This is a genomic window from Williamsia sp. Y712 (genome assembly GCF_059445525.1).
The window spans coordinates 599351-620842 of sequence record NZ_JCAIUN010000002.1; the positions used below are offsets into that span (position 1 = coordinate 599351).

The 21492-nt window shown below is 64.7% G+C and carries 22 protein-coding genes, 4 tRNA genes and 1 pseudogene; 10 read left to right on the forward strand and 17 right to left on the reverse strand.

What is annotated here, in order from left to right; genetic code table 11:
• Positions 1-77: 77 nt before the first annotated feature.
• The 16 genes and pseudogenes from AC1D75_RS17570 to AC1D75_RS17645 form a co-directional block, all read right to left on the reverse strand.
• On the reverse strand, positions 78-836 hold the full coding sequence (locus AC1D75_RS17570; RefSeq protein WP_495516594.1) for a YebC/PmpR family DNA-binding transcriptional regulator: 759 nt from the start codon (positions 834-836) through the stop codon (positions 78-80).
• Between the two features lie 69 nt (positions 837-905).
• The gene (gene pdxT / locus AC1D75_RS17575) at positions 906-1514 is read right to left on the reverse strand and encodes a pyridoxal 5'-phosphate synthase glutaminase subunit PdxT (protein WP_495516595.1); all 609 of its coding nucleotides are present in this window, start codon (positions 1512-1514) and stop codon (positions 906-908) included.
• The gene (locus AC1D75_RS17580) at positions 1511-2362 is read right to left on the reverse strand and encodes an acyl-CoA thioesterase (RefSeq protein ID WP_495516596.1); all 852 of its coding nucleotides are present in this window, start codon (positions 2360-2362) and stop codon (positions 1511-1513) included. Before AC1D75_RS17580 ends, pdxT begins: the two co-directional genes overlap by 4 nt.
• 78 nt (positions 2363-2440) lie before the next feature.
• On the reverse strand, positions 2441-2896 hold the full coding sequence (locus AC1D75_RS17585) for a response regulator transcription factor (RefSeq protein ID WP_495516597.1): 456 nt from the start codon (positions 2894-2896) through the stop codon (positions 2441-2443).
• 187 nt (positions 2897-3083) lie between these two features.
• Entirely contained in the window at positions 3084-3812 is a 729-nt protein-coding gene (locus AC1D75_RS17590; protein ID WP_495516598.1) for an FHA domain-containing protein, read from the reverse strand.
• A gap of 8 nt (positions 3813-3820) precedes the next feature.
• Complete coding sequence (locus AC1D75_RS17595) at positions 3821-4627, reverse strand: PP2C family protein-serine/threonine phosphatase (protein ID WP_495516921.1); 807 nt, start codon at positions 4625-4627, stop codon at positions 3821-3823.
• Positions 4628-4899: 272 nt separating this feature from the next.
• On the reverse strand, positions 4900-5826 hold the full coding sequence (gene pdxS / locus AC1D75_RS17600) for a pyridoxal 5'-phosphate synthase lyase subunit PdxS (RefSeq protein WP_495516599.1): 927 nt from the start codon (positions 5824-5826) through the stop codon (positions 4900-4902).
• 147 nt (positions 5827-5973) lie between these two features.
• A pseudogene (locus AC1D75_RS17605) lies at positions 5974-6468 on the reverse strand (LemA family protein); the annotation flags it as partial.
• Positions 6465-7589, reverse strand: coding sequence for a glycosyltransferase family 4 protein (locus AC1D75_RS17610; protein WP_495516600.1), 1125 nt, complete (start codon positions 7587-7589; stop codon positions 6465-6467). The pseudogene AC1D75_RS17605 and the gene AC1D75_RS17610, both read right to left, overlap by 4 nt.
• The gene (locus AC1D75_RS17615; RefSeq protein WP_495516601.1) at positions 7586-8506 is read right to left on the reverse strand and encodes a phosphatidylinositol mannoside acyltransferase; all 921 of its coding nucleotides are present in this window, start codon (positions 8504-8506) and stop codon (positions 7586-7588) included. Before AC1D75_RS17615 ends, AC1D75_RS17610 begins: the two co-directional genes overlap by 4 nt.
• Positions 8503-9165: a phosphatidylinositol phosphate synthase gene (gene pgsA / locus AC1D75_RS17620; protein ID WP_495516602.1), complete on the reverse strand. Its 663-nt coding sequence runs from the start codon at positions 9163-9165 to the stop codon at positions 8503-8505. Before pgsA ends, AC1D75_RS17615 begins: the two co-directional genes overlap by 4 nt.
• A gap of 50 nt (positions 9166-9215) precedes the next feature.
• A complete protein-coding gene (locus tag AC1D75_RS17625; protein WP_495516603.1) occupies positions 9216-9779 on the reverse strand; it encodes an ATP adenylyltransferase in 564 nt (187 codons plus the stop codon).
• Positions 9776-11845: a threonine--tRNA ligase gene (gene thrS, locus AC1D75_RS17630; protein WP_495516604.1), complete on the reverse strand. Its 2070-nt coding sequence runs from the start codon at positions 11843-11845 to the stop codon at positions 9776-9778. The genes AC1D75_RS17625 and thrS overlap by 4 nt, the downstream gene beginning before the upstream one ends.
• A 125-nt stretch (positions 11846-11970) precedes the next feature.
• Positions 11971-12411 carry a TIGR02611 family protein gene (locus AC1D75_RS17635; protein ID WP_495516605.1) on the reverse strand — a complete coding sequence of 147 codons (441 nt, stop codon included), beginning with the start codon at positions 12409-12411 and terminating at the stop codon, positions 11971-11973.
• A gap of 33 nt (positions 12412-12444) precedes the next feature.
• Entirely contained in the window at positions 12445-13722 is a 1278-nt protein-coding gene (locus AC1D75_RS17640; RefSeq protein WP_495516606.1) for an acyl-CoA dehydrogenase family protein, read from the reverse strand.
• On the reverse strand, positions 13719-14858 hold the full coding sequence (locus AC1D75_RS17645) for an acyl-CoA dehydrogenase family protein (protein WP_495516607.1): 1140 nt from the start codon (positions 14856-14858) through the stop codon (positions 13719-13721). Before AC1D75_RS17645 ends, AC1D75_RS17640 begins: the two co-directional genes overlap by 4 nt.
• A 154-nt stretch (positions 14859-15012) precedes the next feature.
• On the opposite strand from AC1D75_RS17645, the gene AC1D75_RS17650 reads away from it, so the two are divergent.
• Together AC1D75_RS17650 and AC1D75_RS17655 are read left to right on the forward strand one after the other, a co-directional pair.
• A complete protein-coding gene (locus tag AC1D75_RS17650) occupies positions 15013-15639 on the forward strand; it encodes a DUF2461 domain-containing protein (RefSeq protein WP_495516608.1) in 627 nt (208 codons plus the stop codon).
• 76 nt (positions 15640-15715) lie between these two features.
• A complete protein-coding gene (locus tag AC1D75_RS17655) occupies positions 15716-17221 on the forward strand; it encodes a cellulase family glycosylhydrolase (RefSeq protein WP_495516609.1) in 1506 nt (501 codons plus the stop codon).
• A 5-nt stretch (positions 17222-17226) separates the two neighbouring features.
• On the opposite strand, the gene AC1D75_RS17660 is transcribed toward AC1D75_RS17655, so the two are convergent.
• A tRNA-Val gene (locus AC1D75_RS17660) sits at positions 17227-17298 on the reverse strand.
• Between the two features lie 239 nt (positions 17299-17537).
• On the opposite strand from AC1D75_RS17660, the gene AC1D75_RS17665 reads away from it, so the two are divergent.
• From AC1D75_RS17665 to AC1D75_RS17700, 8 genes are all read left to right on the forward strand, one after another.
• Positions 17538-17610 (forward strand) — tRNA-Gly (locus tag AC1D75_RS17665).
• Positions 17611-17630: 20 nt separating this feature from the next.
• Positions 17631-17704, forward strand: a tRNA-Cys gene (locus AC1D75_RS17670).
• 33 nt (positions 17705-17737) lie between these two features.
• A tRNA-Val gene (locus tag AC1D75_RS17675) sits at positions 17738-17812 on the forward strand.
• 78 nt (positions 17813-17890) lie between these two features.
• The gene (locus AC1D75_RS17680; protein ID WP_495516610.1) at positions 17891-18088 is read left to right on the forward strand and encodes a hypothetical protein; all 198 of its coding nucleotides are present in this window, start codon (positions 17891-17893) and stop codon (positions 18086-18088) included.
• Positions 18089-18214: 126 nt separating this feature from the next.
• Positions 18215-18808, forward strand: coding sequence for a TetR/AcrR family transcriptional regulator (locus AC1D75_RS17685; RefSeq protein WP_495516611.1), 594 nt, complete (start codon positions 18215-18217; stop codon positions 18806-18808).
• Positions 18805-20109 (forward strand): glycosyltransferase, encoded by a 1305-nt coding sequence (locus AC1D75_RS17690; protein WP_495516612.1) that lies wholly within the window; start codon positions 18805-18807, stop codon positions 20107-20109. Before AC1D75_RS17685 ends, AC1D75_RS17690 begins: the two co-directional genes overlap by 4 nt.
• Positions 20110-20183: 74 nt before the next feature.
• The gene (locus AC1D75_RS17695; RefSeq protein ID WP_495516613.1) at positions 20184-20918 is read left to right on the forward strand and encodes an SDR family oxidoreductase; all 735 of its coding nucleotides are present in this window, start codon (positions 20184-20186) and stop codon (positions 20916-20918) included.
• 8 nt (positions 20919-20926) lie between these two features.
• On the forward strand, positions 20927-21490 hold the full coding sequence (locus AC1D75_RS17700; RefSeq protein WP_495516614.1) for a GNAT family N-acetyltransferase: 564 nt from the start codon (positions 20927-20929) through the stop codon (positions 21488-21490).
• Positions 21491-21492 lie beyond the last annotated feature (2 nt).

A 21492-nucleotide genomic window follows, 5' to 3' on the forward strand; every position in this document is an offset into this window, starting at 1 on the left:
AACAACCAGCCAGAAACGAACAACTGTTCGATATCCTAGCGGCCGCGTCGAACAAGCCGAGGCAACAACACGCCGGGTCAGGCGTCCTGTTCGAGTTCGGCGAGCACGTCGTCGCTGATGTCGATGTTGGTGTAGACGTCTTGCACGTCGTCCGAATCCTCGAGCGCGTCGATCAGCCGGAAGACCTTGCGTGCACCCTCGGCGTCGACCGGCACCTCGACCGAGGCGCGGAAGCTGGCCTCGGCGGATTCGTAGTCGATTCCGGCGTCCTGCAACGCGGTGCGAACGGCAACGAGATCGGTTGGCTCACTGACGATCTCGAACTGCGTCCCAAGATCGGTGACTTCTTCGGCGCCGGCCTCGAGAACAGCCATCAACACGTCGTCCTCCGACAGACCGTTCTTCTCGAGGGTCACCACACCCTTGCGGGCGAACAGGTACGACACCGAACCCGGATCGGCCATGTTGCCGCCGTTGCGGCTCATCGCGGTGCGCACCTCGGTGGCAGCCCGGTTGCGGTTGTCGGTGAGGCACTCGATCAGGATTGCAACACCGTTGGGTCCGTAACCCTCGTACGTGATGTTCTGCCAGTCGGCGCCACCGGCCTCTTCGCCGCCGCCACGTTTGCGGGCGCGTTCGATGTTGTCGTTGGGCACCGACGACTTCTTGGCCTTCTGAATCGCGTCGTACAACGTGGGGTTACCAACCGGGTCGCCGCCACCGGTCCGCGCTGCGACCTCGATGTTCTTGACGAGCTTGGCAAACATCTTGCCGCGCTTGGCATCGACCACCGCCTTCTTGTGCTTGGTGGTGGCCCATTTGGAGTGGCCGCTCATTGGCGCAAGCCCCTTTCGTACAGCTCTGGTCTTCTGGCGTGGAGGTGCGGATCGATCCTACTCGCAGTATCAGCGGGTATTTCTGACCATCTCGGCAAAGTACTCGTGGACCCGTAAATCGCCCGTCACCTCGGGATGAAATGAGGTCGCCAGGACATTGCCCTGACGTACCGCCACCACCCGACCGGCGGCCGGACCGTCGGGGACCGTGCCGAGTACCTCGACGCCCTCCCCCGTCGACTCCACCCACGGCGCGCGGATGAAGACCGCACGCATCGGGCCGCCAGGGATGCCGACGAGTTCGAGGTCGGTCTCGAACGAGGCGACCTGACGTCCGAATGCGTTGCGGCGCACGGTGATGTCGAGGGCATCGAGGTGCTGGGCATCGGGACGCGTATCGAGGATGTTGCTGGCGAGCATGATCATCCCGGCACAGGAACCGTAGGCGGGCAGGCCACCGGCGAGAGCCTTGCGCAACGGTTCGAGCAGGTCGAGGATCACCAGCAACTTGCTCATCGTGGTCGATTCGCCACCGGGGATGACGATTCCGTCGATCTGGTCGAGTTCACTCGGCCGGCGGATCGCGCAGGCCTGCGCCCCCGCCTTGGTCAGCGCGTCGTGATGTTCGCGGACATCACCCTGCAGTGCGAGGATGCCGATCCGGGGTGCGCTGCTCAACTCGGCCGCTTCGCGTGCTGGTCGGCCGGAACGGGACGTCCGGTCCTGGTCAGCCCCTCCTGCGTGACCGCGGCCACCATCACGCCCCGGTGATCGTAGATCCGGCCCTGGGTCAACGAGCGACCCCCACTGGCCGACGGTGACGTCTGGTCGTAGAGCAGCCATTCGTCGGCGCGGAACGGGCGGAGGAACCACATCGCGTGGTCGAGGGAGGCGAACTGCGCGTCTTCGTCGGGGTGCGGGACCTTCGCCGAACCCAGCAATGTCATGTCGCTCATGTACGCGAGTGTGCAGACGTGGAACACCTGGTCGTCGGGCAGCGGGGTGCGGTAGCGGAACCACACCTGCTGCTGCGCCGCGAGGTCCCGGCTGCCGATCAGATCGTCACGCGGAACGATCCGGACGTCGAAGTTCTGCCATTCACGGTAGGGCGCCTTGAGTTCCGGGTCGTCAACGGTCAGCAGGTCGACGAGCTCTTCGGGCCGTTTGACCCGGGGCATCGTGTCCTGGTGTTCATAACCCTGGTCATCGACGTGGAACGAGGCCGACATCGTGAAGATTGCCAGGCCGTCCTGGATGGCGGTGACCCGGCGCGTGCAGAACGACCGGCCGTCGCGGATCCGATCGACGAGGTACACCGTCGGTTCGAGCGGGTTGCCCCCGCGAAGGAAGTAGCCGTGCAGCGAGTGCACGTTGAAACGGTCCTCGACACTCCGGGTGGCCGACACCAGTGCCTGTCCGGCGACCTGCCCGCCGAAGGTGCGTTCGAGGAAACTCTCGTGAACCCGCCCCCGGTAGATGTCCTTCTCGATTTCCTCGAGTTGGAGGATCTCTTCGATCATCGCCATGTGGTTGACCCCTTTCTGACCACGATTATTGCCCACGTGGCGTCAGAGGCCGATCACCCGCACCCGCGGGCGACTACTTCACAAGTCGTCGATGGAGACGATCCCGTCCTGGATGGCCCGCGCCACCAGAGCCGCTTTGGTCGATGCTCCGCGCCCGACCTCGTTGTACTTCACGCGGATTCGCGCGAGGTGCGTGTTGACGGTGCCGAGCGAGATGAAGAGTGATTCGGCGACAGCCGATTTCGAGTCGAGGTTCAGCCAGGCCCGGAGCACCTCGATCTCCCGTTGCGACAGCTTCGGCTTCGGGTATGTCCGGGTGGCCACCGAATCGACCTGGCCCTGGCCCGCCTGCCGGGTCGGTGACGTCGGAGCACCCGGCGTGGTGCAGGTGGTCGTCTGCCGACCCGGAAGTGGCATCGTGCGCTGTGCCAGCCGGGCCAACGCCTCTTCACGGGTCAGCCGGGCCGGGGTCGCCGGCCGGTAGCCGACGCGGGGACGGGTCGGCGCGTGAAAAGTGTTGTGCAATACGGTCATCACGGTCTCCTACTAGGTGTTGGGCCAACTCGCTGCGCTGCGGCGCGGCTGTGGAATGTCACAACACTAAAACCGCTACGAGCGACGTGTCGATGGGGAGAACTACCCACCCCATCGATGCAGGTAAGACCACCTTTTCACGGCGAGTACCCGGAGATCGTGCCCCATCGGGCACACTTGCGGGCGATCAGCCGCCCGTCACACCGCTGCGCCGCGCCTCGGCCTCGATCAACGGGAGGTCGGCGCGGGTGACCACCCGGGAGGCGACGGCGTACTCGACGAGCTTGACCCGGCGATTGCTGGCGAGCCGACCCGAGCCACCCCGCATCCCGGACACGCCGATCTGATCGAATTTGTCGCAGACGTTGTCGAGTTTGCGATTGAACTTGGTCAGCGACCAGCCGAGCCGATGCGCGGCCCGCGCGGATGACGGGATCGAACTCGCTCCGGTGCCGTTGCGGCGCAACACCTCTTCGGCGAGTACCACGATGAGCAGCTTCTGGCTCTCCGTCAGGGATACGACACCGATGGTCGCCTCCCCACTGCCCGTCGGTTCGCCAGGCCGATCCAGACTCACCAAAGGGGTTGTGCCCGAATGGATGTCGAGTTCATAGGTGGTGGGTCCGGCGGTGAACACGACCGCGGTCACCCCGGATGTCAACGGCACCCTGGCGCCAGGAGCCAGGGTGGCCTGGAAGCCCGCTTCACCGGCGACAACACCCGCCGACAGATGCGAGCCGACATTGGACAGCCACCACAGACCCTGTTCGAAATGGATCATCAGGAACTTGCGGTGCAGATACGGGTTGTCGTCGATGTCCAGATCGGCGTCACGGCCGATGTGGAAGGGTTCGTCCGGGTCCAGCGGGTGACGCTCGCCGCAATAGTCGACGAACGACTCAGGCGGCGCGCTCATCGGCACGCTCACCGAATGGGGGGTTCGACAAGTTCCGGAACCGCGGTGACATCGGCAATCGCCACGGTCACGTTGTCACGGCCGCCCGATTCCAGTGCGGCCGCGACCAGCGTTGTCGCGGCCAGCGTCGGATCGGGCTGGTCTGCGAGGATCTGCGCGATCACGCTGTCGGCGAGCTCTCCGGTCAGACCGTCCGAGCACACCAGGATGCGATCGCCGATCGCGACCGGGAACGTGAAGAAGTCGGCCTCTTGTTCCATGCCGGCACCCAGGGCCCGCGTGATCACGTTGCGCCGCGGGTCAACTCGAGCCTGTTCGGCGGTCAGATATCCGGCGTCGACAAGTTCTTGCACCTGCGAGTGGTCGACGGTGACCTGTTCGAGCCTGCCCGCGGAGAACCGGTACGTCCGGGAATCGCCGATGTTCAATACCAGCCAGTGCGGCACACCATCGTGGTCGGCCAACAGCGCACCGGTGATGGTTGTGCCCGCATGGCGGTTGGACTCGGTGTCGATCCGTTCGATCTGCCGCTGCGCCTCGGTGAGGAGTTCGACGACCGAATCGCGGGTGCGGTTGATCCCGCTGATGGCGGTGGTCGACAACGCGGTCAGCGCCGCCTCACTGGCGAGCTCGCCACGGTCGTGTCCGCCCATGCCGTCGGCGACAAGGACCATCCCGGGGGCCACCAGTACCGCGTCCTCGTTGGTCTCGCGCAACAGGCCGACGTCGCTGACCACCGCCCAGGAGATCGAGACCTGGCCGAACTCACCTGTACCGCTGCGGGTTACATCCCGAACCGCCCCGGTTGTCTCCATGCTCATCGAGCTCCGCCTTCAGGTCTTTTGGTCGAACGCGCCAACACGTATCAATCTGCCACGTCAAAGCTTCCTTCGCCCGGCGCAGCAACCTTGCCCGGTCTGATCATCCACAATCGACCCGCCGGGCGCAGTGAATTGGATATGCGTGTCGGCAGAAACAAAGGAGCCACCGGCCCGCGGGTGCGGCACAGTGGCTCCTGCGGGTGCCGACAACACCCGGACGATCTCCGGCGCTGCCGTGGCAGCGCTCGATCAGTCAGCGGACGTGGTCACCAGCCGCGCTCTGCGAGGCGGTGCGGCTCCGGGATCTCGTCGACGTTGATACCGACCATTGCTTCGCCCAGCCCGCGGGAGACCTTGGCCAGGACATCGGGATCGTCGAAGAAGGTGGTGGCCTGCACGATGGCGGAGGCACGCTGCGCCGGGTTACCGGACTTGAAGATGCCCGACCCGACGAACACACCCTCGGCGCCGAGCTGCATCATCATCGCGGCGTCGGCCGGGGTGGCGATACCACCGGCGGTGAACAGGGTGACCGGCAACTTACCTGCCTCGGCGATCTCGACAACCAGGTCGTACGGCGCCTGCAGCTCCTTGGCCGCCACGAACAGCTCGTCCTTGGGCAGCGAGGTCAGCCACCGGATCTGATCACGCATCTTGCGCATGTGGGTGGTGGCGTTGGAGACGTCGCCGGTTCCGGCCTCACCCTTGGACCGGATCATCCCGGCACCTTCGGTGATACGGCGAAGCGCCTCACCGAGATTGGTGGCACCACAGACGAACGGAACGGTGAACTGCCACTTGTCGATGTGGTTGGCGTAGTCGGCCGGCGTCAGGACCTCGGACTCGTCGATGTAGTCGACACCGAGGCTCTGCAGGATCTGCGCTTCGACAAAATGGCCGATACGGGCCTTGGCCATCACCGGGATCGACACCGTGGAGATGATCGAATCGATCATGTCCGGATCGCTCATCCGGGAGACGCCGCCCTGGGCTCGGATGTCGGCGGGAACTCGCTCGAGTGCCATGACCGCAACAGCACCGGCATCCTCGGCGATCTTGGCCTGCTCCGCGTTGACCACATCCATGATCACGCCGCCCTTGAGCATCTCGGCCATACCGCGCTTCACCCGCGCAGTACCGGTGCCGGAAGCGTCCGGAGTCACCGAAGAACCAAGGTCTGAAGCACTGCTCACGTCAATTACTCCTACACAACTAGTGGATACACAGTTCAGTAAAGTCCTGGACTTTCAGTCTATGCCCTGGGCTTTTGGCGTGCATACACGCCTCGGCGAGAGGTGAACGTCCAGTCCGTCGAGCAGGGGGTCGATCGCCGATCAGGCCGCTGCCCGCTCGACGATCTCGAAGTACGTCGGGAGTGGCGCGGTACCACCGAGGTGAAGCCACCGCACCGGGCGCCGCTGTCGCAGCGCCAAGGTATCGCGGACGGCATCGTTGTAGAACCGCCGCGCGATCATCACCCTGGTCTCGGCGTCGGCGAGCTCGGTGACCAGTTGTGAGCGCAGTGAACCACTGTCCACCTGGGCCAATGCGGCGGACACCACGTTCTCGGCATCTTCGCGTTCGCCGGGCGATGCACCTTCGGCCCGGTCGGCTGCCGCGATCAGCGCTTTGCCGTCACCACCGAGGCCGGCCCCGATCGACCGGGCCACCACGGCCCGGCGGGCCAGCGCCGCGTCGAGTGCCTGCCAGGACAGATCAACCCGCACGTGCAGGCGATCGAGCCGGTTGGCCGTCTTGTACGACCAGCCGAGCCCGGCCAGCACCACCACTGCGACGATTCCCAGGATCAGGATTGTCAGAGCTGAAATCGTCATTCTTCGACTACCACCTTGCCGGCCCCGATAGTGACCGTGTCATAAACCCGCAGGATCTGATCAGCGACCTGCGACCAGTCGTATCGCGCCGCGCGCTGCTCTGCGCGCTCCACCATCGCCGAGCGGCTCGCGTCGTCACCGAGGGCCGCGATGATCCCGAAGGCGAGTTCCTCCGAATCACCGACCTCCACCAGGACTCCGGAACGTCCGTCGTCGAGGACCCGGCGGAATGCGTCGAGCTTGCTCGCCACCACCGCAGCGCCTGCGGCCATCGCCTCGACAAGCACGATGCCGAAACTCTCGCCACCCAGGTTCGGCGCGCAGTACACATCGGCCGACCGCAGGGCCCGGGCCTTGGTCTCGTCGTCGACCTGTCCGAGCAACACCAGGCGATCGGCGAACTCCCCGGCCTTACCGCGCAGCGTCCGTTCGTGACCGCCCCCGACCACCAGGACGCGGACGTCGGGATACCGGGCGACCACCGCGGGCAGCGCACCGATCAGGACGTCCATTCCCTTGCGGGGTTCGTCATAGCGGCCCAGGAACAGGATCGTCTTGCCCCGTCGTGGATAGCCTTCGAACGGCTCCGCATCGGAAAACGACCGCACATGCACGCCGTTCGGGATCTCCACCGCGTCGGAACCGAGGGATTCCATCTGCCAGCGGCGTGCCAGTTCGGATACGGCGATCTTGCCGGCGATCCGTTCGTGATAGGGACGCAGAATCCCCTGAAAGAGACTGAGCCACAACGACTTCGTGGTCGCGGCATGGAATGTGGTGACGATCGGACCCTGCGCCACCATCAGGGAGAGCATCGAGATACTGGGCGAATTGGGTTCATGGACGTGGAGGACGTCGAACTCTTCTTCCCGCAACCAGTTCCGCAGGCGCCCATACGCTTTCGGACTGAAGTTCAGGCGGGCCACCGAGCCGTTGTACGGAATCGCAAGTGCCTCACCGACCGACACCACATAGGAGGGCAATTCGGTGTCCCGGCCTGCGGGCGCGAGCACACTGACGGTGTGTCCGCGGTTGATGAACACCTGCGCGAGTTCCATCACATGGGCCTGGACGCCGCCGGGGATGTCGAACGAGTACGGGCAGATCATGCCGATCTTCACTCGCTTTTCCCCTCCTCGATCATGCGACGCCGGTTGTGCGACCAGTCAGCCTCCCACAGCGGTTGCAGCATGTGCCAATCTTCGGGATGGGCAGCGATATTGGCCTCGAACACCGTCGCCATCGCCTGCGTGGTCGCCTCGACCCCGCCCGTGGTGTCGATCACCTCGCTGCAGGAGAGCTCGGAGGTGTCGGGTCCGGTGAACCAATGGTGGACCGCGATCAGCGCGGCACCGGTGTCGATCGCCAATTTGGCAGGCCCGGCAGGCATTCGGGTCTGTTCCCCGAAGAACGTCACCGGGACGCCGCGTTTGGCGAGATCGCGCTCACCGAGCAAGCAGACCACACCTCCGGACCGAAGGCGCGCCGCCAGCTGTTGAAAGGGCGGTGCCTCTCCTCCGCTGAGCGGGAAGATCTCGAAGCCCAGGCTCTCCCGGTACCGGACGAACCTCTCGAACAGCGATTCGGGCTTCAACCGCTCGGCGACGGTGGAGAACTCCCCCAACAAGTCGACAAGCCAGACACCGGCCATGTCCCAATTGCCGGAGTGGGGCAAGGCGAGGATCACTCCGTTGCCCTTGTCGAGGGCGGTCTCAATGCGACCACGGTCGATGTCGGGCATATGTACCCGCGAGGCTGCGGCGGCCATATCCATTGACGGAAGCCGGAACGACTCACGCCAATAACGTGCATACGACCGCATCGCGGCCTTCATCACGTCGTCCGGGACCTGCTCGGGTTCGCAGCGCAGGACCCGGGCGAGGTTCTTGCGCAACTGATCGGGACCGCCTTTGCGACCGCCCACGACCGTGCCGACGCCGTCGAAGACGCTGCGGGCGACACCTTCCGGCAGATGCCGGACCAGCGACCAACCGGCCGCGTAACCGAGGTCCGCGAGCCGTTCTGCGGCCCCGCTCATTCCGTCGGCCCGCCGGGGTCCGGTGTCGACGACGGAGCTGTGATCGGGAGCAGATCCGTGGCGCCCGGCGACTTGTACACCGACCACATCCGCTGGAAGACGGTGATCACGCTGCCCGCGGCCAGTGCCCACATCGCGATGTGAATTGCCCACGGCAATCCGAGTCCGGTCAAACCGGTGCCCACCAACACGATGACCAGGCGATCCGGGCGTTCGATCAACCCGCCATCACCGTTGAGGCCGCTGGCCTCCGCACGGGCCTTGGCGTAAGAGATCACCTGCGAGGTGACCAGGCAGATCATCGTCGCGATGAACAGGGGTTTGCTCGGTTCCTCCACCAGGGTCCACCAGCCGAGCCCGGCGAAGATGGCACCGTCGGCGAGCCGGTCGCAGGTGGAGTCGAGCACGGCACCGAACTTGGTGCCGCCACCGCGGGCCCGGGCCATCGCCCCGTCGAGCATGTCGAACATCACGAAGAGCCAGATCGCCAGTGTCCCGACGAACAGATAGCCCATCGGGAACAGCGTCACCGCCGCCGCGATCGTCGCAACGGTGCCGATGATCGTCATCGCATCAGGGGTCAGACCGGTCTTGATCAGCACTTTTCCCAGCGGCAGGGTGATCTTGGATACCGAAGCCCGCCCCAGCACACTCAACATAGATTCAGCACGCTCTCCATCGGAAACATCTTCATCGGGTACTCCAGCCGTCAATCCTGCAGCTTCAGCCAGGCTTCTGCCAGCAGAGCTCTGGTGTCGCGGAGCAACTGCGGCATCACCTTGGTCTCGCCGATCACCGTGATGAAGTTGGCGTCGCCACCCCACCGGGGCACAACGTGCTGGTGCAGGTGTTCGGCGAGCGAACCACCCGCGGCGGTCCCGAGATTGAGACCGACGTTGAACGCATCGGGATTGGAGACCGACTTGATCGCGCGGATCATCTTCTGCGTGAACACCATCAGCTCACGGCTTTCGGCCTCGGTGAGATCTTCGAGATCGGCGACCTGACGGTAGGGCACGATCATCGCATGCCCGGGGTTGTACGGATACAGGTTCAGGACCGCGTAGACCGTCTCACCACGGGCGACCATCAGGCCGGCCTCGTCGGACATCCGGGGGATGTCGATGAAGGGATGCACCGACGCCGCCGACGACTCGGAGTCGTCGCCGTTGCCGGTCGCGGTGCGCGGGGCCGCGGTGATGTACGACATGCGGTGTGGGCTCCACAACCGCTGCAGGCGATCGGGTTGCCCCGGCCCGACGTCGCGGATCACGCCGGCGCCTCGGTCAACCCTGAATCCTCGATCAACCCTGCAGTCGGCGACTCGTTGCGGCGACCTCGGACCCACTCGGTGATGATGCGGACCGCATCGGCGACCGGCACACCGTTGACCTGGGTGCCGTCCCGGAACCGGAAGCTCACCGCGCCCGCCTCGACGTCGCGCTCGCCTGCCAGCAACATGAACGGCACCTTGCCCGTCGTGTGGTTGCGGATCTTCTTCTGCATCCGGTCGTCACTCTGATCGACCTCGGCGCGAACACCGTTCGACTTGAGCTGCGCCACAACATCGTCCAGATGCGGAACGAACGCGTCGGCGACCGGGATACCCACCACCTGCACCGGCGAGAGCCAGGCCGGGAACGCGCCCGCGTAATGCTCGGTCAGCACGCCGAAGAACCGCTCGATGGATCCGAACAGTGCCCGGTGGATCATCACCGGACGATGCTTGGAACCGTCGGGACCGGTGTACTCCATCTCGAACCGCTCGGGCAGGTTGAAGTCGAGCTGGATGGTCGACATCTGCCAGTTGCGGCCCAGGGCGTCCTTGACCTGGACGGAGATCTTCGGGCCGTAGAACGCGGCGCCGCCCGGATCGGGCACCAGGCGTAGGCCGGACGCCTCACCGACCTCGGCGAGGGTGGCCGTCGCCTCTTCCCAGATCTCATCGGACCCGACGGACTTGTCCGGGTTGCGGGTCGACAGTTCTAGGTAGAAGTCATCGAGACCGTAGTCATGGAGAAGGCCGAGCACGAACTTCAGCGTGCTGGTCAGCTCTGCGCGCATCTGCTCTTTGGTGCAGTAGATGTGGGCGTCGTCCTGCGTCATACCCCGCACGCGGGTCAAGCCGTGGACGACACCGGACTTCTCATACCGGTAGACCGCACCGAACTCGAACAGCCGCAGCGGCAGTTCGCGGTACGAGCGACCCCGGGCGTTGAAGATCAGGTTGTGCATCGGGCAGTTCATCGGCTTGAGGTAGTAGTCCTGGCCGGGCTTGCGCACCTGCCCGTTCTCGTCGAGTTCGGCGTCGAGGTGCATCGCCGGGAACATCCCGTCCTTGTACCAATCGAGGTGGCCGGAGATCTCGTAGAGATTGCTCTTGGTCACGTGAGGGGTGTTGACGAAGTCGTAGCCCTCTTCGATGTGACGTGAACGCGAGTAGTCCTCGAGTTCCTTGCGGATGATGCCGCCTTTGGGGTGGAACACCGGCAGACCGGAACCGAGCGCGTCCGGGAAGCTGAACAGGTCGAGTTCGGCACCGAGCTTGCGGTGGTCGCGGCGTTCGGCCTCGGCCAGCAGTTCGAGATAGCCGTCCATCGCCTCGGCCGACTCCCAGGCGGTGCCGTAGACCCGCTGCAGATCGGCGTTGTCCTGGTTGCCCCGCCAGTAGGCCGCCGAGCTACGGGTCAGCTTGAAGGCAGTGATGTATTTGGTGGTCGGCACGTGCGGGCCGCGGCACAGATCGCCCCAGATCTTCTCGCCCGTACGCGGGTTGAGGTTGTCGTAGGCGGTGAGCTCTGCGCCACCGACCTCCATGACCTCGGGGTCGTCGGCCGAACCCTTGTCTTCGACGAGTTCGAGCTTGTACGGCTCGTCGGCCAGTTCGGCCTTGGCCTGATCGACCGATTCGTAGACGCGACGCGAGAAGCGCTGACCCGACTTGATGATCTGCTTCATCTTCTTCTCGAGCGCGGTCAGGTCTTCCGGCGTGAACGGTTCTTCGACATCGAAGTCGTAGTAGAAGCCGTTCTCGATGGGCGGACCGATGCCCAGCTTGGCCTTCGGGTTCAGGTCCTGGACGGCCTGGGCCAGCACGTGGGCCGCCGAGTGCCGGATGACGCTACGGCCGTCTTCGGTGTTGGCGGCGACGGGCTCGACCACGGTGTCGGAGTCAGGGGCCCAGGACAGATCACGCAGGGTGCCGTCGGCGTCGCGAACGACAACAATCGCCTCGGGACCCTTGTTGGGGTGCCCACTCTCGCGTAGCGCCGCACCCGCGGTGGTCCCGGCCGCCACCGTGATCGTGGCTGATGGACCGGGAACGGGATTTTCTGGCACCTGGGTACTCCTTGTCGAATGAAACCACCCGACCGAGGCCGGCCGGGTTCCATGTCAATCCATGATCGTAATGCCGACCACCCGGCCGACCCACGTCCGGTTGCCTCCGGCGGGAGCAGACGCGGTCAGAAAACGGGACTCGCCAGCCACGTCCATTCGATGCCGACCCAGCCTGCGCCTATCTCCAGGGCCCCGAGCACCCACAGGGTTGCCACGACGATCGCACAGGTCAACAACCAGAATATGGCTTGAACAGACCAATGCTGCGCCGAGATCCAGTCCATCCATTTGTCGTACTTGCCCTTGGCAAACGTCAACACGCGATGCGCCCACACGAACTCCGTCGCCAAGATGCCCAAGCCGGCGAACACGATCAGCCAGCCCGGACCCGGGTACGGGATGGCCACGATCCCCACTGCCAGTACTGCGGCGCCGATGATCCCGACGGCGCAGCGATAGATCAGGTTGAGGGTGCGTCGATCCCGAATGTCATTGCGCTTGTTCGATATCGCCTGCAGGAAGCCCTTGGCGTCACGTTGCTCCACAGTGCCCCCACTTCGATCCATGGTGACAGCTTACGTAAGCAGGTCTGCGCCGGCTCAGCTGCCGGAACGACCCCTCGGCACATCGCGGAATGCCAGGTTGACGTCGTGAGTCTGCTCACGCGGCATCCCGAGCAGTCGCTCGCTGATCGCGTTGCGGGCCATCTCGGTGGTGCCGCCCGCGATCGTGGAGACCTGCCGCATGAGGTTGTCCACACCCCGTTCGGCGACCGCGCCGTCGTCGCTGTCCCACGCAGCACCGGAGGCATCGGTGAGCTCGTATCCGATAGACGTGGAGCGCACGGCGGCCACACCGGTCATCAACCGGGCGATGCTGGCCGCCTGATCCGACACGGTCTTCTTGGCGATACCACGCGAAATGCGCTGCTGCAACGCATCTTTGACCACATCGAACATCCGCGCCTCGCCGATAAGATCGCGACTGATCGGATCGTCGGCCCGGCCGGAATCCTGCAGCACCTCGACCAGTTCGGGCACGCGCGAACCACCGCGGGCCGACCCCGCAGGCATCGTCGTATACGGCGAGTGATGAGCCATCCGCTCATGGAACATCCAGCCGGTGCCGACCTTCCAGCCGTTGTCGATCTCACCGACCCGATCGCTGTCCGGGACCCTGACATCGGTCAGGTACTCCTGACAGAACTCCCGCGACCCGTTGAGGAGTTCGATGCGATGCACCTCAATCCCGGGTTGGCGCAGCGGAAGCATGAAGACGGTCAGTCCGCGGTGCTTGGGTACGTCCCAGTTGGTGCGGGCCAGGCACAGCGCCCAGTCCGACCACCAGGCGCCGGTGGTCCAGATCTTCGAACCGTTGAGCACCCACTCGTCACCGTCACGCACCGCCGTGGTCAGCGCGCCTGCCACATCCGACCCACCGCTGGGTTCGGAGAGGAACTGCATCCAGATCTCCTCGCCCTTCAAGATGGCGGGGATGTGCTGCTTCTTCTGCTCTTCGGTGCCGTAGTCGAGGATGACACCCACACAGGGCGCAAACGTGGGCGACTGCAGGCGGGCCGGGTACTCGTATCCGCCGAGCGCGTCGTCGAGCGCTTTCAGGTGCGCCCGGGTCAAACCGCGCCCGCCGTATTCGCGCGGGATGCAGATGCCTGCGAATCCGGCGTCGTAGAACATGCGCTGGATCTCACGCTCGCGCGCGACGAGAGCGACTTCTTCCTCGTCGCTGCCCTCGTTGCGCATGACCCCGATGTGGGCGGCGGGGTCGGATCGCTTGAGATTGTCCTGAACCCAGGCCCGCGCGCGGGCGCCGAAGTCCTCGACAGATTCGATGTCGGTGTCTGTATTGGGGGCGGTCATACCGTGGCCTCCTGGCGCAGGACGATGTCGGCGATGCGTTGACGATGATCGGCAGGAACTCCGAAGGTGGATCGATTGGCACTCGCGCGCCGGCTGTACAGGTGCAGGTCGTGTTCGAACGTGACACCGATCCCGCCATGGATCTGCACGCAGTCCTGCATGAGTTCTTCGCCGTATTGACCGATGTAGGCCTTGGCGGCACTGACGACCTCTGCCGCATTCGGGGCCTGCGCGGCAACCGCCGCGGCGGCGGCGTCGGCGACCGCGTGGCTCGCCTCGAGCCACATTTTCATGTCGGCAAAACGGTGCTTGATCTCCTGGTAGGAGGCCAGGGACCGGCCAAAGGAATAGCGGTCGAAAGCCCACTCGAGTGTCATGTCGAACACCGACTGCATCGCGCCAACCGACTCGGCGCAGCTGATCACGATCGCCACCTGACAACCGCGGGTGACGGCCTCACGAGCCTGCCCCGGCTCACCGACCAGCGCCGAACGCGGCACGCGAACATTGTCGAAGTCGACGGCGGCGTAGCGCCGGGTCAGGTCGATCGATTGCAGGGGCTTGACCGTGACGCCTGCGGCGGTCCGCGGGACGAGCACCTGCGACAGACCTTCTCCGGTCCGCCCGACCACGAGCAGGTGGTCGGCGGCGGCAGCACCTTCGACGGGCCGCTTGGTCCCGTGAACCACCACCTCGTCGCCGTCGATGGTGATCGAGGTCGCGGGGACGGCCACCAATGATTTCGGGTTCGGCCGGGCCAGCGCCCAGGCCGCGGTCGCCGTGCCCGCCAGAAGGGCTTCGAGCACCGCAACGTGCTCATCGGAGCCCTCGGTGTTCAGCAGTGCGGCGACGACGTTCGTGGGCAGCAGCGGACCTGGCGCAGCGTGGCGGCCGAACTCGTGGGCGACCAGTGTGAGGTCGGCGAGCCCCGACCCACTGATGGATCCACCACCGTGCCGCTCGTCGACCAGCAGGCTGGTCCAACCGAGCTCGGCGCCTTTGCGCCAGTAGTCCGACGGATACCCGACCGGGTCGTCCCGAAGACGACGGAGCTCTGCAACCGGCACCTTGGCCGACAGGAACCGGTCCGTGGTGTCCCGGAAGAACTCTTGATCGTCAGACAGCTCCAACAACATGGGCGTGCACGTCCTCACCTCGGTCGCACCTGTGAATACATAGATCTCTCTGAGCGAGAACGCAATTCTCATCCAGAATTCAATTAGTAGCCGCTCAAGGCCTACCGGGGCAAGTGGAGGTCAGCGGCAAACCACGCCCACGTAGAATCCGACGATGAGCTTTCAGGGATTCCCCGAGGCCGCACTCGACTTCTACGACGACTTGGAGCAGGACAACTCCAGAGCGTTCTGGGATGCGCACAAGCAGACATACCAACTCGCTGTCGCAGGCCCGATGCGCGAACTCACCGAGGCCCTGAGCGAGGAATTCGGTGCACCCAAGGTGTTCCGCCCCTACCGTGACGTGCGATTCGCGAAGGACAAGACCCCGTACAAGACGCACCAGGGCGCGTTTGTGGCCGTCGGACCGGCGACCGGCTACTACGTACAGATCGGTGCACCCGGGGTGAAGGTCGCCGTCGGCTACTACGACACCTCTGCCGAACGACTCGCGAATCTGCGGGCCGCGATCGACAACGATCTCCACGGCCCCGAGCTGGAACATCTCGTCGAGACCATGCGGGCGGACGGCTGGGACATCGGCGGGAGCCAACTCAAGACCGCGCCTCGTGGGTGGGACGTGAACCATCCCCGGATCGCGTTGCTGCGCCACAAGACCCTCACCGCCACCCGCGACTTCGGGTTCGAGGACTTCATCCACACCCCGGCACTCGTCGACCGTGTGCGTGCGGAGTGGCGAGCGGGAACCCCGCTGGTCGACTGGGCGATGCGCCACGGATAACGGCGCGACGACGAATCCCGGATGGTTGACTGATCGGAACCTGAACCCCGTCCATGGGCGACCACCAAGGATTCTGATGACAACCGGATCGTTGCGGCCACGTGCCGGCACCATCGTGTCCCTCGTCGTGATGCTGACCATCGCGACACTGCTTCTCCCCGCGGCCGGATCCAGCGCCGATCCGCGTATGTCCTCGGCCGGGACGGATGGGGTCAGCACGGATGGACGGTGGCTGATCGACGCCCATGGACGCACGATCTACCTCCACGGACTGCAGATCGCCCACAAGAAGCCTCCCTATCACCCGCCTGCAGAAGCGGTCACCGATCGAGATGCCGAGCTGCTGACGTCGTTGGGCGTCAACTCCGTTCGGCTCGCCTGGTTCTGGAAGGGTTTGGAACCCACCCGCGGCGTGATCGATCGGGCCTATCTGAACGAGATCCTCCGCGAGGTCGACGTGCTGACCCGGAACGGGATCTGGGTGCTGCTGGAGTTCCATCAGGACAACTACAACGAAAAGGTGAACGGCGCCGGATTCCCGGACTGGGCCACCTTCACCGACGACTGGCCGAATCCACCGGAAATCACCCAAGGTGCCTCGGCTTTCACCAACCCCGCACTGCAGCGGGCGTTCGACAATCTCTACGCCAATCGGGACGGCATCGCTGATGCGATGGCGGGCGCGTGGCGCACCGTCGCGCAAGCGGTGCAGTCCAAGGGCATCGGCAACGATCATCTCCTCGGCTACGACCTGTTCAACGAGCCATGGCCGGGGACGGCGTTCCCGAGCTGTCTGCCGCCGGGTGGGTGTGCGGACTTCGACAAGAACCAGCTACAACCGCTGCAGGACAAACTCGCCCTCGCGGTGCGTTCGGTCGACCGCGCCACCCCGGTGTTCTATGAGCCGCATCTGATCGCCGACATCGGATCGCCGACGTTCCTACAGCCGCCACCGGCGGAAGTCGAGCCGGTGGTGTTCGGATTCCACGATTACTGCGGTACCTCGCTGGCGACCAAGAGTGCCGACCAGGAGTCCACAGCGCTCGGGTATCCGGCCTGCCCCGAGCTGGACAACACCGTCTACCGCAATGCGATCGATGCGGCCGACCGGATGGGTGCCGCGGTGGTGCAGACCGAGTTCGGCGACACGCAGGACGTGGTCGAGATCGAACGCATCATGCAACTCAGTGACAAATACCTGACCGGCTGGATGCTCTGGGGCTACAAGGACTGGATCGACTATCCGGGCGGAATCGGCGACGGCGACCTGTTCGACGATCCCGATGACATGAGCACCATTCGGCAACCGATGGCGGATGTGATCGCACGTCCGTCTCCGCAGGCGATCTCTGGGGTGCCCAACCGCTATTCGTACGATCCAGAAACGGGACGCATGGTGCTGGAATGGACGCCACGTGCGGGCGTGCGCGCACCGACCGAGATCTTCGTCCCCGTCGACCGTCACTATCCGGGGGGCTACACGGTCCGGGCGACCGGCGGACAGGTGACCTCAGCGCCGAACGCGCAGCTGCTGGAAATCGAGAACACCGGAGGCCCGGTCATCGTGGAACTCACTCGCTGAACTTGTGGTCCCGGCTGGGATCGAACCAGCGACCTTCCCGGTGTGAACGGGACGCTCTTCCACTGAGCCACGGGACCAGATTGTCGTGACCGAAATCCTTCGGTTGCGACCGGAAGACATTAACACGATCACCCCGGGCTGATCCAAATCGCAAGGTCGATCCCACCAACCCCACCGACACCACCCGAAACTCGATCAACACCCGCGGCGTTTTGCCGAAAAATGGGCTGATCAGGCGATTTGTGACTTTGCGGGTCGGTCCGATAATGTTTGTCCTCGTTGCCAGGACAGCACGACCAAGACCCTGGTTCCGAATGCGGATGTAGCGCAGCTGGTAGCGCATCACCTTGCCAAGGTGAGGGTCGCGGGTTCGAATCCCGTCATCCGCTCGAAGAACGAGATTCACCGTGGCGGTGTGGCCGAGTGGTGAGGCAACGGCCTGCAAAGCCGTGCACACGGGTTCGATTCCCGTCGCCGCCTCCAAAAGTTGGATAGGCTAAAACTAAACAAGATCTCGCGCGATTAGCTCAGCGGGAGAGCGCTTCCCTGACACGGAAGAGGTCACAGGTTCAATCCCTGTATCGCGCACCATAGTTCGAAAAGAAGAACCCGGCCCAGCGGCTGGGTTTTTCTTGTGTCCAGATAGATCCACACGTTTGAGGAACCACTATGAACGACACCGGTGATCGCGATGCCCTGCGCTACACGCTCGATTGGGTCAGCAACAACAACTACCCGATGAGCGGCAGCCAGGTGCTGACCAATCTTCTTCCCATCACGCGCGAACATCGCGATCTCGCGCAACGCGACCGGGCCCTGCACGCCGCGGCGCAGCGCATCTGCGCCACGTCCGCAGTCCTGATCTGACTCCACAGCGCTTACAGCCACTGCCACCTCAACCACAGCCGGGCCGCTCATGCGGCTCGGCTTTTTTGTGTTCTTCGAATGAATTCGCTTGACCGTCACTCAAGTCAGTGCTTGAGTGGCAGTCAAATGAAAACAACACGTGCTTACACCCAGACCGGCCGCGCCGAGAGCAAAGTTGCCACGCGGGAGCGAATCCTCGCCGCCGCGAAGGACCTCTTCATGGAGAAGGCGTTCGAGGACGTGACGCTCGCATCGATCGCCAAAGCGTCCGGGGTTTCTCACCAGACCGTGCTCAATCATTTCGAATCCAAGGCCGGGGTGGTTCTCGGATTGGCCGAGTCGTTGGCGGAGCAGACCAACACCGCCCGTCACGCCGCGCGGCCCGGCGACATCAGCGGCGCCATCAGCGCACTGGTCGGCGAATACGAACTGATGGGCGACGCGAACGTCCGGTGGGCGATGTCCGCGGATCGCTTCCCCGACCTGGCCGCCGCATTGGACAAAGCCCGGACCCATCACCAGCAGTGGTTGGCCGCGATGTTCGGCGACCACCTCCCCACCGATCCGACTGCACGCGCACACGCACTGCACACCTTGCATGCGGCCACCGATGTCTACGTCTGGAAACTGCTGCGCCGCGATCTTCGTCTGAGCCGGTCGGCAACCGAACAATCGATGGCCGATCTGGTCGTCGGCGTCCTGAAAGGAACCAGAACATGAACACTCACACGTACCTCTTCGCCCTCGTCGACGGCGGCGGCACAGTACCCCCAGAACTCGGGGCCGCCCGCAGACTCGTCGAACGTGGCCACCGTGTCACCGTCCTCGCCGAGGACTCGATGATCTCCGACGTCGAAGCCGTCGGCGCAACTTTTATGCCGTGGACATCCGCACCGAATCGTCCGTCCCGCAGCGCACAGGACGATCCGCTGCAGGATTGGGAATGCTCGAACCCGATCACCTTGTTCTCCAGGCTCCGCGATCGCCAGTTCGTCGGCCCGGCCCCCGCCTACGCCCGCGACATGGTCGCGGCCATCGACGACGTACATCCCGATCTGGCGATCTGTTCGTTTTTCGCGGTCGGCGCGATGGTTGCAGCGCAGGCCCGTGGAGTTCCGTTCGATGTGCCGTTCGCCAACGCGTATCTCCTGCCGGCAAAAGACATGCCGCCGGTCGGGCTCGGCCTACCGCCCGCCCGCGGCCGGTTGACCCGACTCCGTGATCGCATCGTTCGAACAGTGACGCTCGGGCAGTGGAACAAGGGCACCGAGGCGCTGAACGCACTGCGGGTGTCCTACGGACTGGCTCCGGTGCCGGAGTTCTTCGATCAGGTCCACGCGGCGCGCAAACACCTCGTGCTCACCTCCGCCGAATTCGACTTCCCCGCGCAGATGCCAGATCACGTCCGGTACGTCGGAGCCGTCCTCGACGATCCGGCATGGACCGGCTCGACACCGTGGACACCTCCCCCAGGCGATGCCCCACTGGTCCTGGTGGCCCTCTCATCGACATTTCAGGACCAGGTGGACTGTCTGCAACGCATCATCGACGCGCTCGCTCAGATGCCGGTTCGCGGCTATGTGACCACCGGTCCGGCGATCGATTCCACCTCGCTGAACGCCGCCGACAACGTCACCGTCGTCACCGCTGCACCCCACTCGGCGGTCCTGGAACATGCCCGCGCGGTCATCACCCACGCCGGCCACGGCACGGTTGTCCGGGCTCTGGCCGCGGGTGTACCGATCGTGGCGCTGCCCCATGGCCGGGACCAGGCCGACAATGCCATCCGGGTCAGTGTCCGGGGCGCCGGGATCACGCTGCCGCGCAAGGCAACACCCCGCAAGATCGCCCGGGCCACGCAGCGCATCCTGGAGGTTCCGTCGTATACCGAGGCCGCAACCGGACTCGGTGCGATCATCAGGCGCGACGCGGCAGCGGGCACCCTGGTCGCCGAACTCGAGGACATCGAGCTCACTGGAACCGTCGACTCCGAATCGTCGACGTCGCGGCACGAAGGGTGATGAACTAAAAGGGTGTGCCCGAGGGCCGACGCGGCCCGAAGTCCATCTTCTGACGCCCGCACAGGAGGAACACCATGAACGACAGCCCCACCCGCACCCCGGTGGCAGTCATCACCGGCGCTTCGTCGGGCATCGGTGCCGCCACCGCCCGATCACTGCACGCGTCCGGGTACCGCGTTGCGCTGCTGGCTCGCCGGATCGACCGCATCACCGCGTTGGCAGGCGAACTCGGCGAGGGCGCGGTCGCCATCGCCGCCGACGTCACCCACCGCGACGCACTCGTCGCTGCTGCAGAGCAGGTCAGGTCCGAACTGGGCGGAGCCGATGTACTGGTCAACAACGCAGGCGTCATGCTGCTCGGCCCCTTCTCGTCCGAACAGCGCGCGGATTACCGCAACATGATCGAGGTCAACCTGCTCGGTGCGATCACCACCACCGAGGTGTTCCTCGACCAGATCAAAGACGGTGGAGGCGACATCGTCAACATCTCCTCGGTCGCCGGACGGACCGCTCGGGCAGGCAACGGCGTCTATGCGGCCACCAAGTGGGGCCTCAACGGATGGTCGGAATCGCTCCGTCAGGAACTGTTGCCCGAGGTCCGCGTCACTCTGATCGAACCCGGCATCGTCGCGACCGAACTACCCACGCACATCACCCACGAGGCGACCCGCGAGACCATCCAGCAGGCCTACGACGTCGCCACCGTCACCCCGGAAGAGATTGCCGAGATCGTCGCCTTCGTCCTCACCCGGCCACGGCACCTGGCCATCAACGAAATCCTCCTCCGCCCCGCCGACCAACAAGGATGACCGGCCACATGCCCGAGTACGCCACCTCGCAGATCCTCATCGCCACGCCTGAAGACGCCGCGGAAATCGCGGCCGTTGCAGCTGTGACCTTCCCTCTCGCGTGTCCACCAGAGCTCACGATCGCCGACATCGACCAGTTCGTGGCCCACAACCTGACTGCGGAGCATTTCCTGGCCTTCATGGCCGACCCCACACATCACGTCTTCAAGGCCGTCGACCCCGCCACCTCGGCGATCACCGGGTACGCACTTGTCATCGACGAAGAGCCCACCGACCGCGATGTGCTGGCGACCATCACCGTGCGCCCGGTGACCATGCTGTCGAAAATGTATGTGCTGCCCGGCCACCACGGCCGCGATGCCTCAGCCGGGCTGATGGCCGCGACGCTGAATCACGCAGCCGAGGCCGGCAGTGCGCTGGTCTGGCTCGGCGTCAACCAGAAAAACCTGCGGGCACAACGCTTCTACCAAAAGATGGGGTTTGACATCGTGGGCCACAAGACCTTTCAGGTCAGCGGCACCAGGTGCAACGACTTCATCTTCGCCCGCAGGCCCGACGAAAGCTCCGCCTGAGC

What these genes read in the sequence shown, in the direction of transcription:
- AC1D75_RS17570 (WP_495516594.1), bottom strand. Translation starts at nt 836, where the DNA reads ATGAGCGGCCACTCCAAATGGGCCACCACCAAGCACAAGAAGGCGGTG.
- AC1D75_RS17580 (WP_495516596.1), bottom strand. Translation starts at nt 2,362, where the DNA reads ATGGCGATGATCGAAGAGATCCTCCAACTCGAGGAAATCGAGAAGGAC.
- AC1D75_RS17585 (WP_495516597.1), bottom strand. Translation starts at nt 2,896, where the DNA reads ATGACCGTATTGCACAACACTTTTCACGCGCCGACCCGTCCCCGCGTC.
- AC1D75_RS17590 (WP_495516598.1), bottom strand. Translation starts at nt 3,812, where the DNA reads ATGAGCGCGCCGCCTGAGTCGTTCGTCGACTATTGCGGCGAGCGTCAC.
- AC1D75_RS17595 (WP_495516921.1), bottom strand. Translation starts at nt 4,627, where the DNA reads ATGGAGACAACCGGGGCGGTTCGGGATGTAACCCGCAGCGGTACAGGT.
- AC1D75_RS17615 (WP_495516601.1), bottom strand. Translation starts at nt 8,506, where the DNA reads ATGAGCGGGGCCGCAGAACGGCTCGCGGACCTCGGTTACGCGGCCGGT.
- pgsA (WP_495516602.1), bottom strand. Translation starts at nt 9,165, where the DNA reads ATGTTGAGTGTGCTGGGGCGGGCTTCGGTATCCAAGATCACCCTGCCG.
- AC1D75_RS17635 (WP_495516605.1), bottom strand. Translation starts at nt 12,411, where the DNA reads ATGGATCGAAGTGGGGGCACTGTGGAGCAACGTGACGCCAAGGGCTTC.
- AC1D75_RS17640 (WP_495516606.1), bottom strand. Translation starts at nt 13,722, where the DNA reads ATGACCGCCCCCAATACAGACACCGACATCGAATCTGTCGAGGACTTC.
- AC1D75_RS17645 (WP_495516607.1), bottom strand. Translation starts at nt 14,858, where the DNA reads ATGTTGTTGGAGCTGTCTGACGATCAAGAGTTCTTCCGGGACACCACG.
- AC1D75_RS17650 (WP_495516608.1), top strand. Translation starts at nt 15,013, where the DNA reads ATGAGCTTTCAGGGATTCCCCGAGGCCGCACTCGACTTCTACGACGAC.
- AC1D75_RS17655 (WP_495516609.1), top strand. Translation starts at nt 15,716, where the DNA reads ATGACAACCGGATCGTTGCGGCCACGTGCCGGCACCATCGTGTCCCTC.
- AC1D75_RS17680 (WP_495516610.1), top strand. Translation starts at nt 17,891, where the DNA reads ATGAACGACACCGGTGATCGCGATGCCCTGCGCTACACGCTCGATTGG.
- AC1D75_RS17685 (WP_495516611.1), top strand. Translation starts at nt 18,215, where the DNA reads ATGAAAACAACACGTGCTTACACCCAGACCGGCCGCGCCGAGAGCAAA.
- AC1D75_RS17690 (WP_495516612.1), top strand. Translation starts at nt 18,805, where the DNA reads ATGAACACTCACACGTACCTCTTCGCCCTCGTCGACGGCGGCGGCACA.
- AC1D75_RS17695 (WP_495516613.1), top strand. Translation starts at nt 20,184, where the DNA reads ATGAACGACAGCCCCACCCGCACCCCGGTGGCAGTCATCACCGGCGCT.
- AC1D75_RS17700 (WP_495516614.1), top strand. Translation starts at nt 20,927, where the DNA reads ATGCCCGAGTACGCCACCTCGCAGATCCTCATCGCCACGCCTGAAGAC.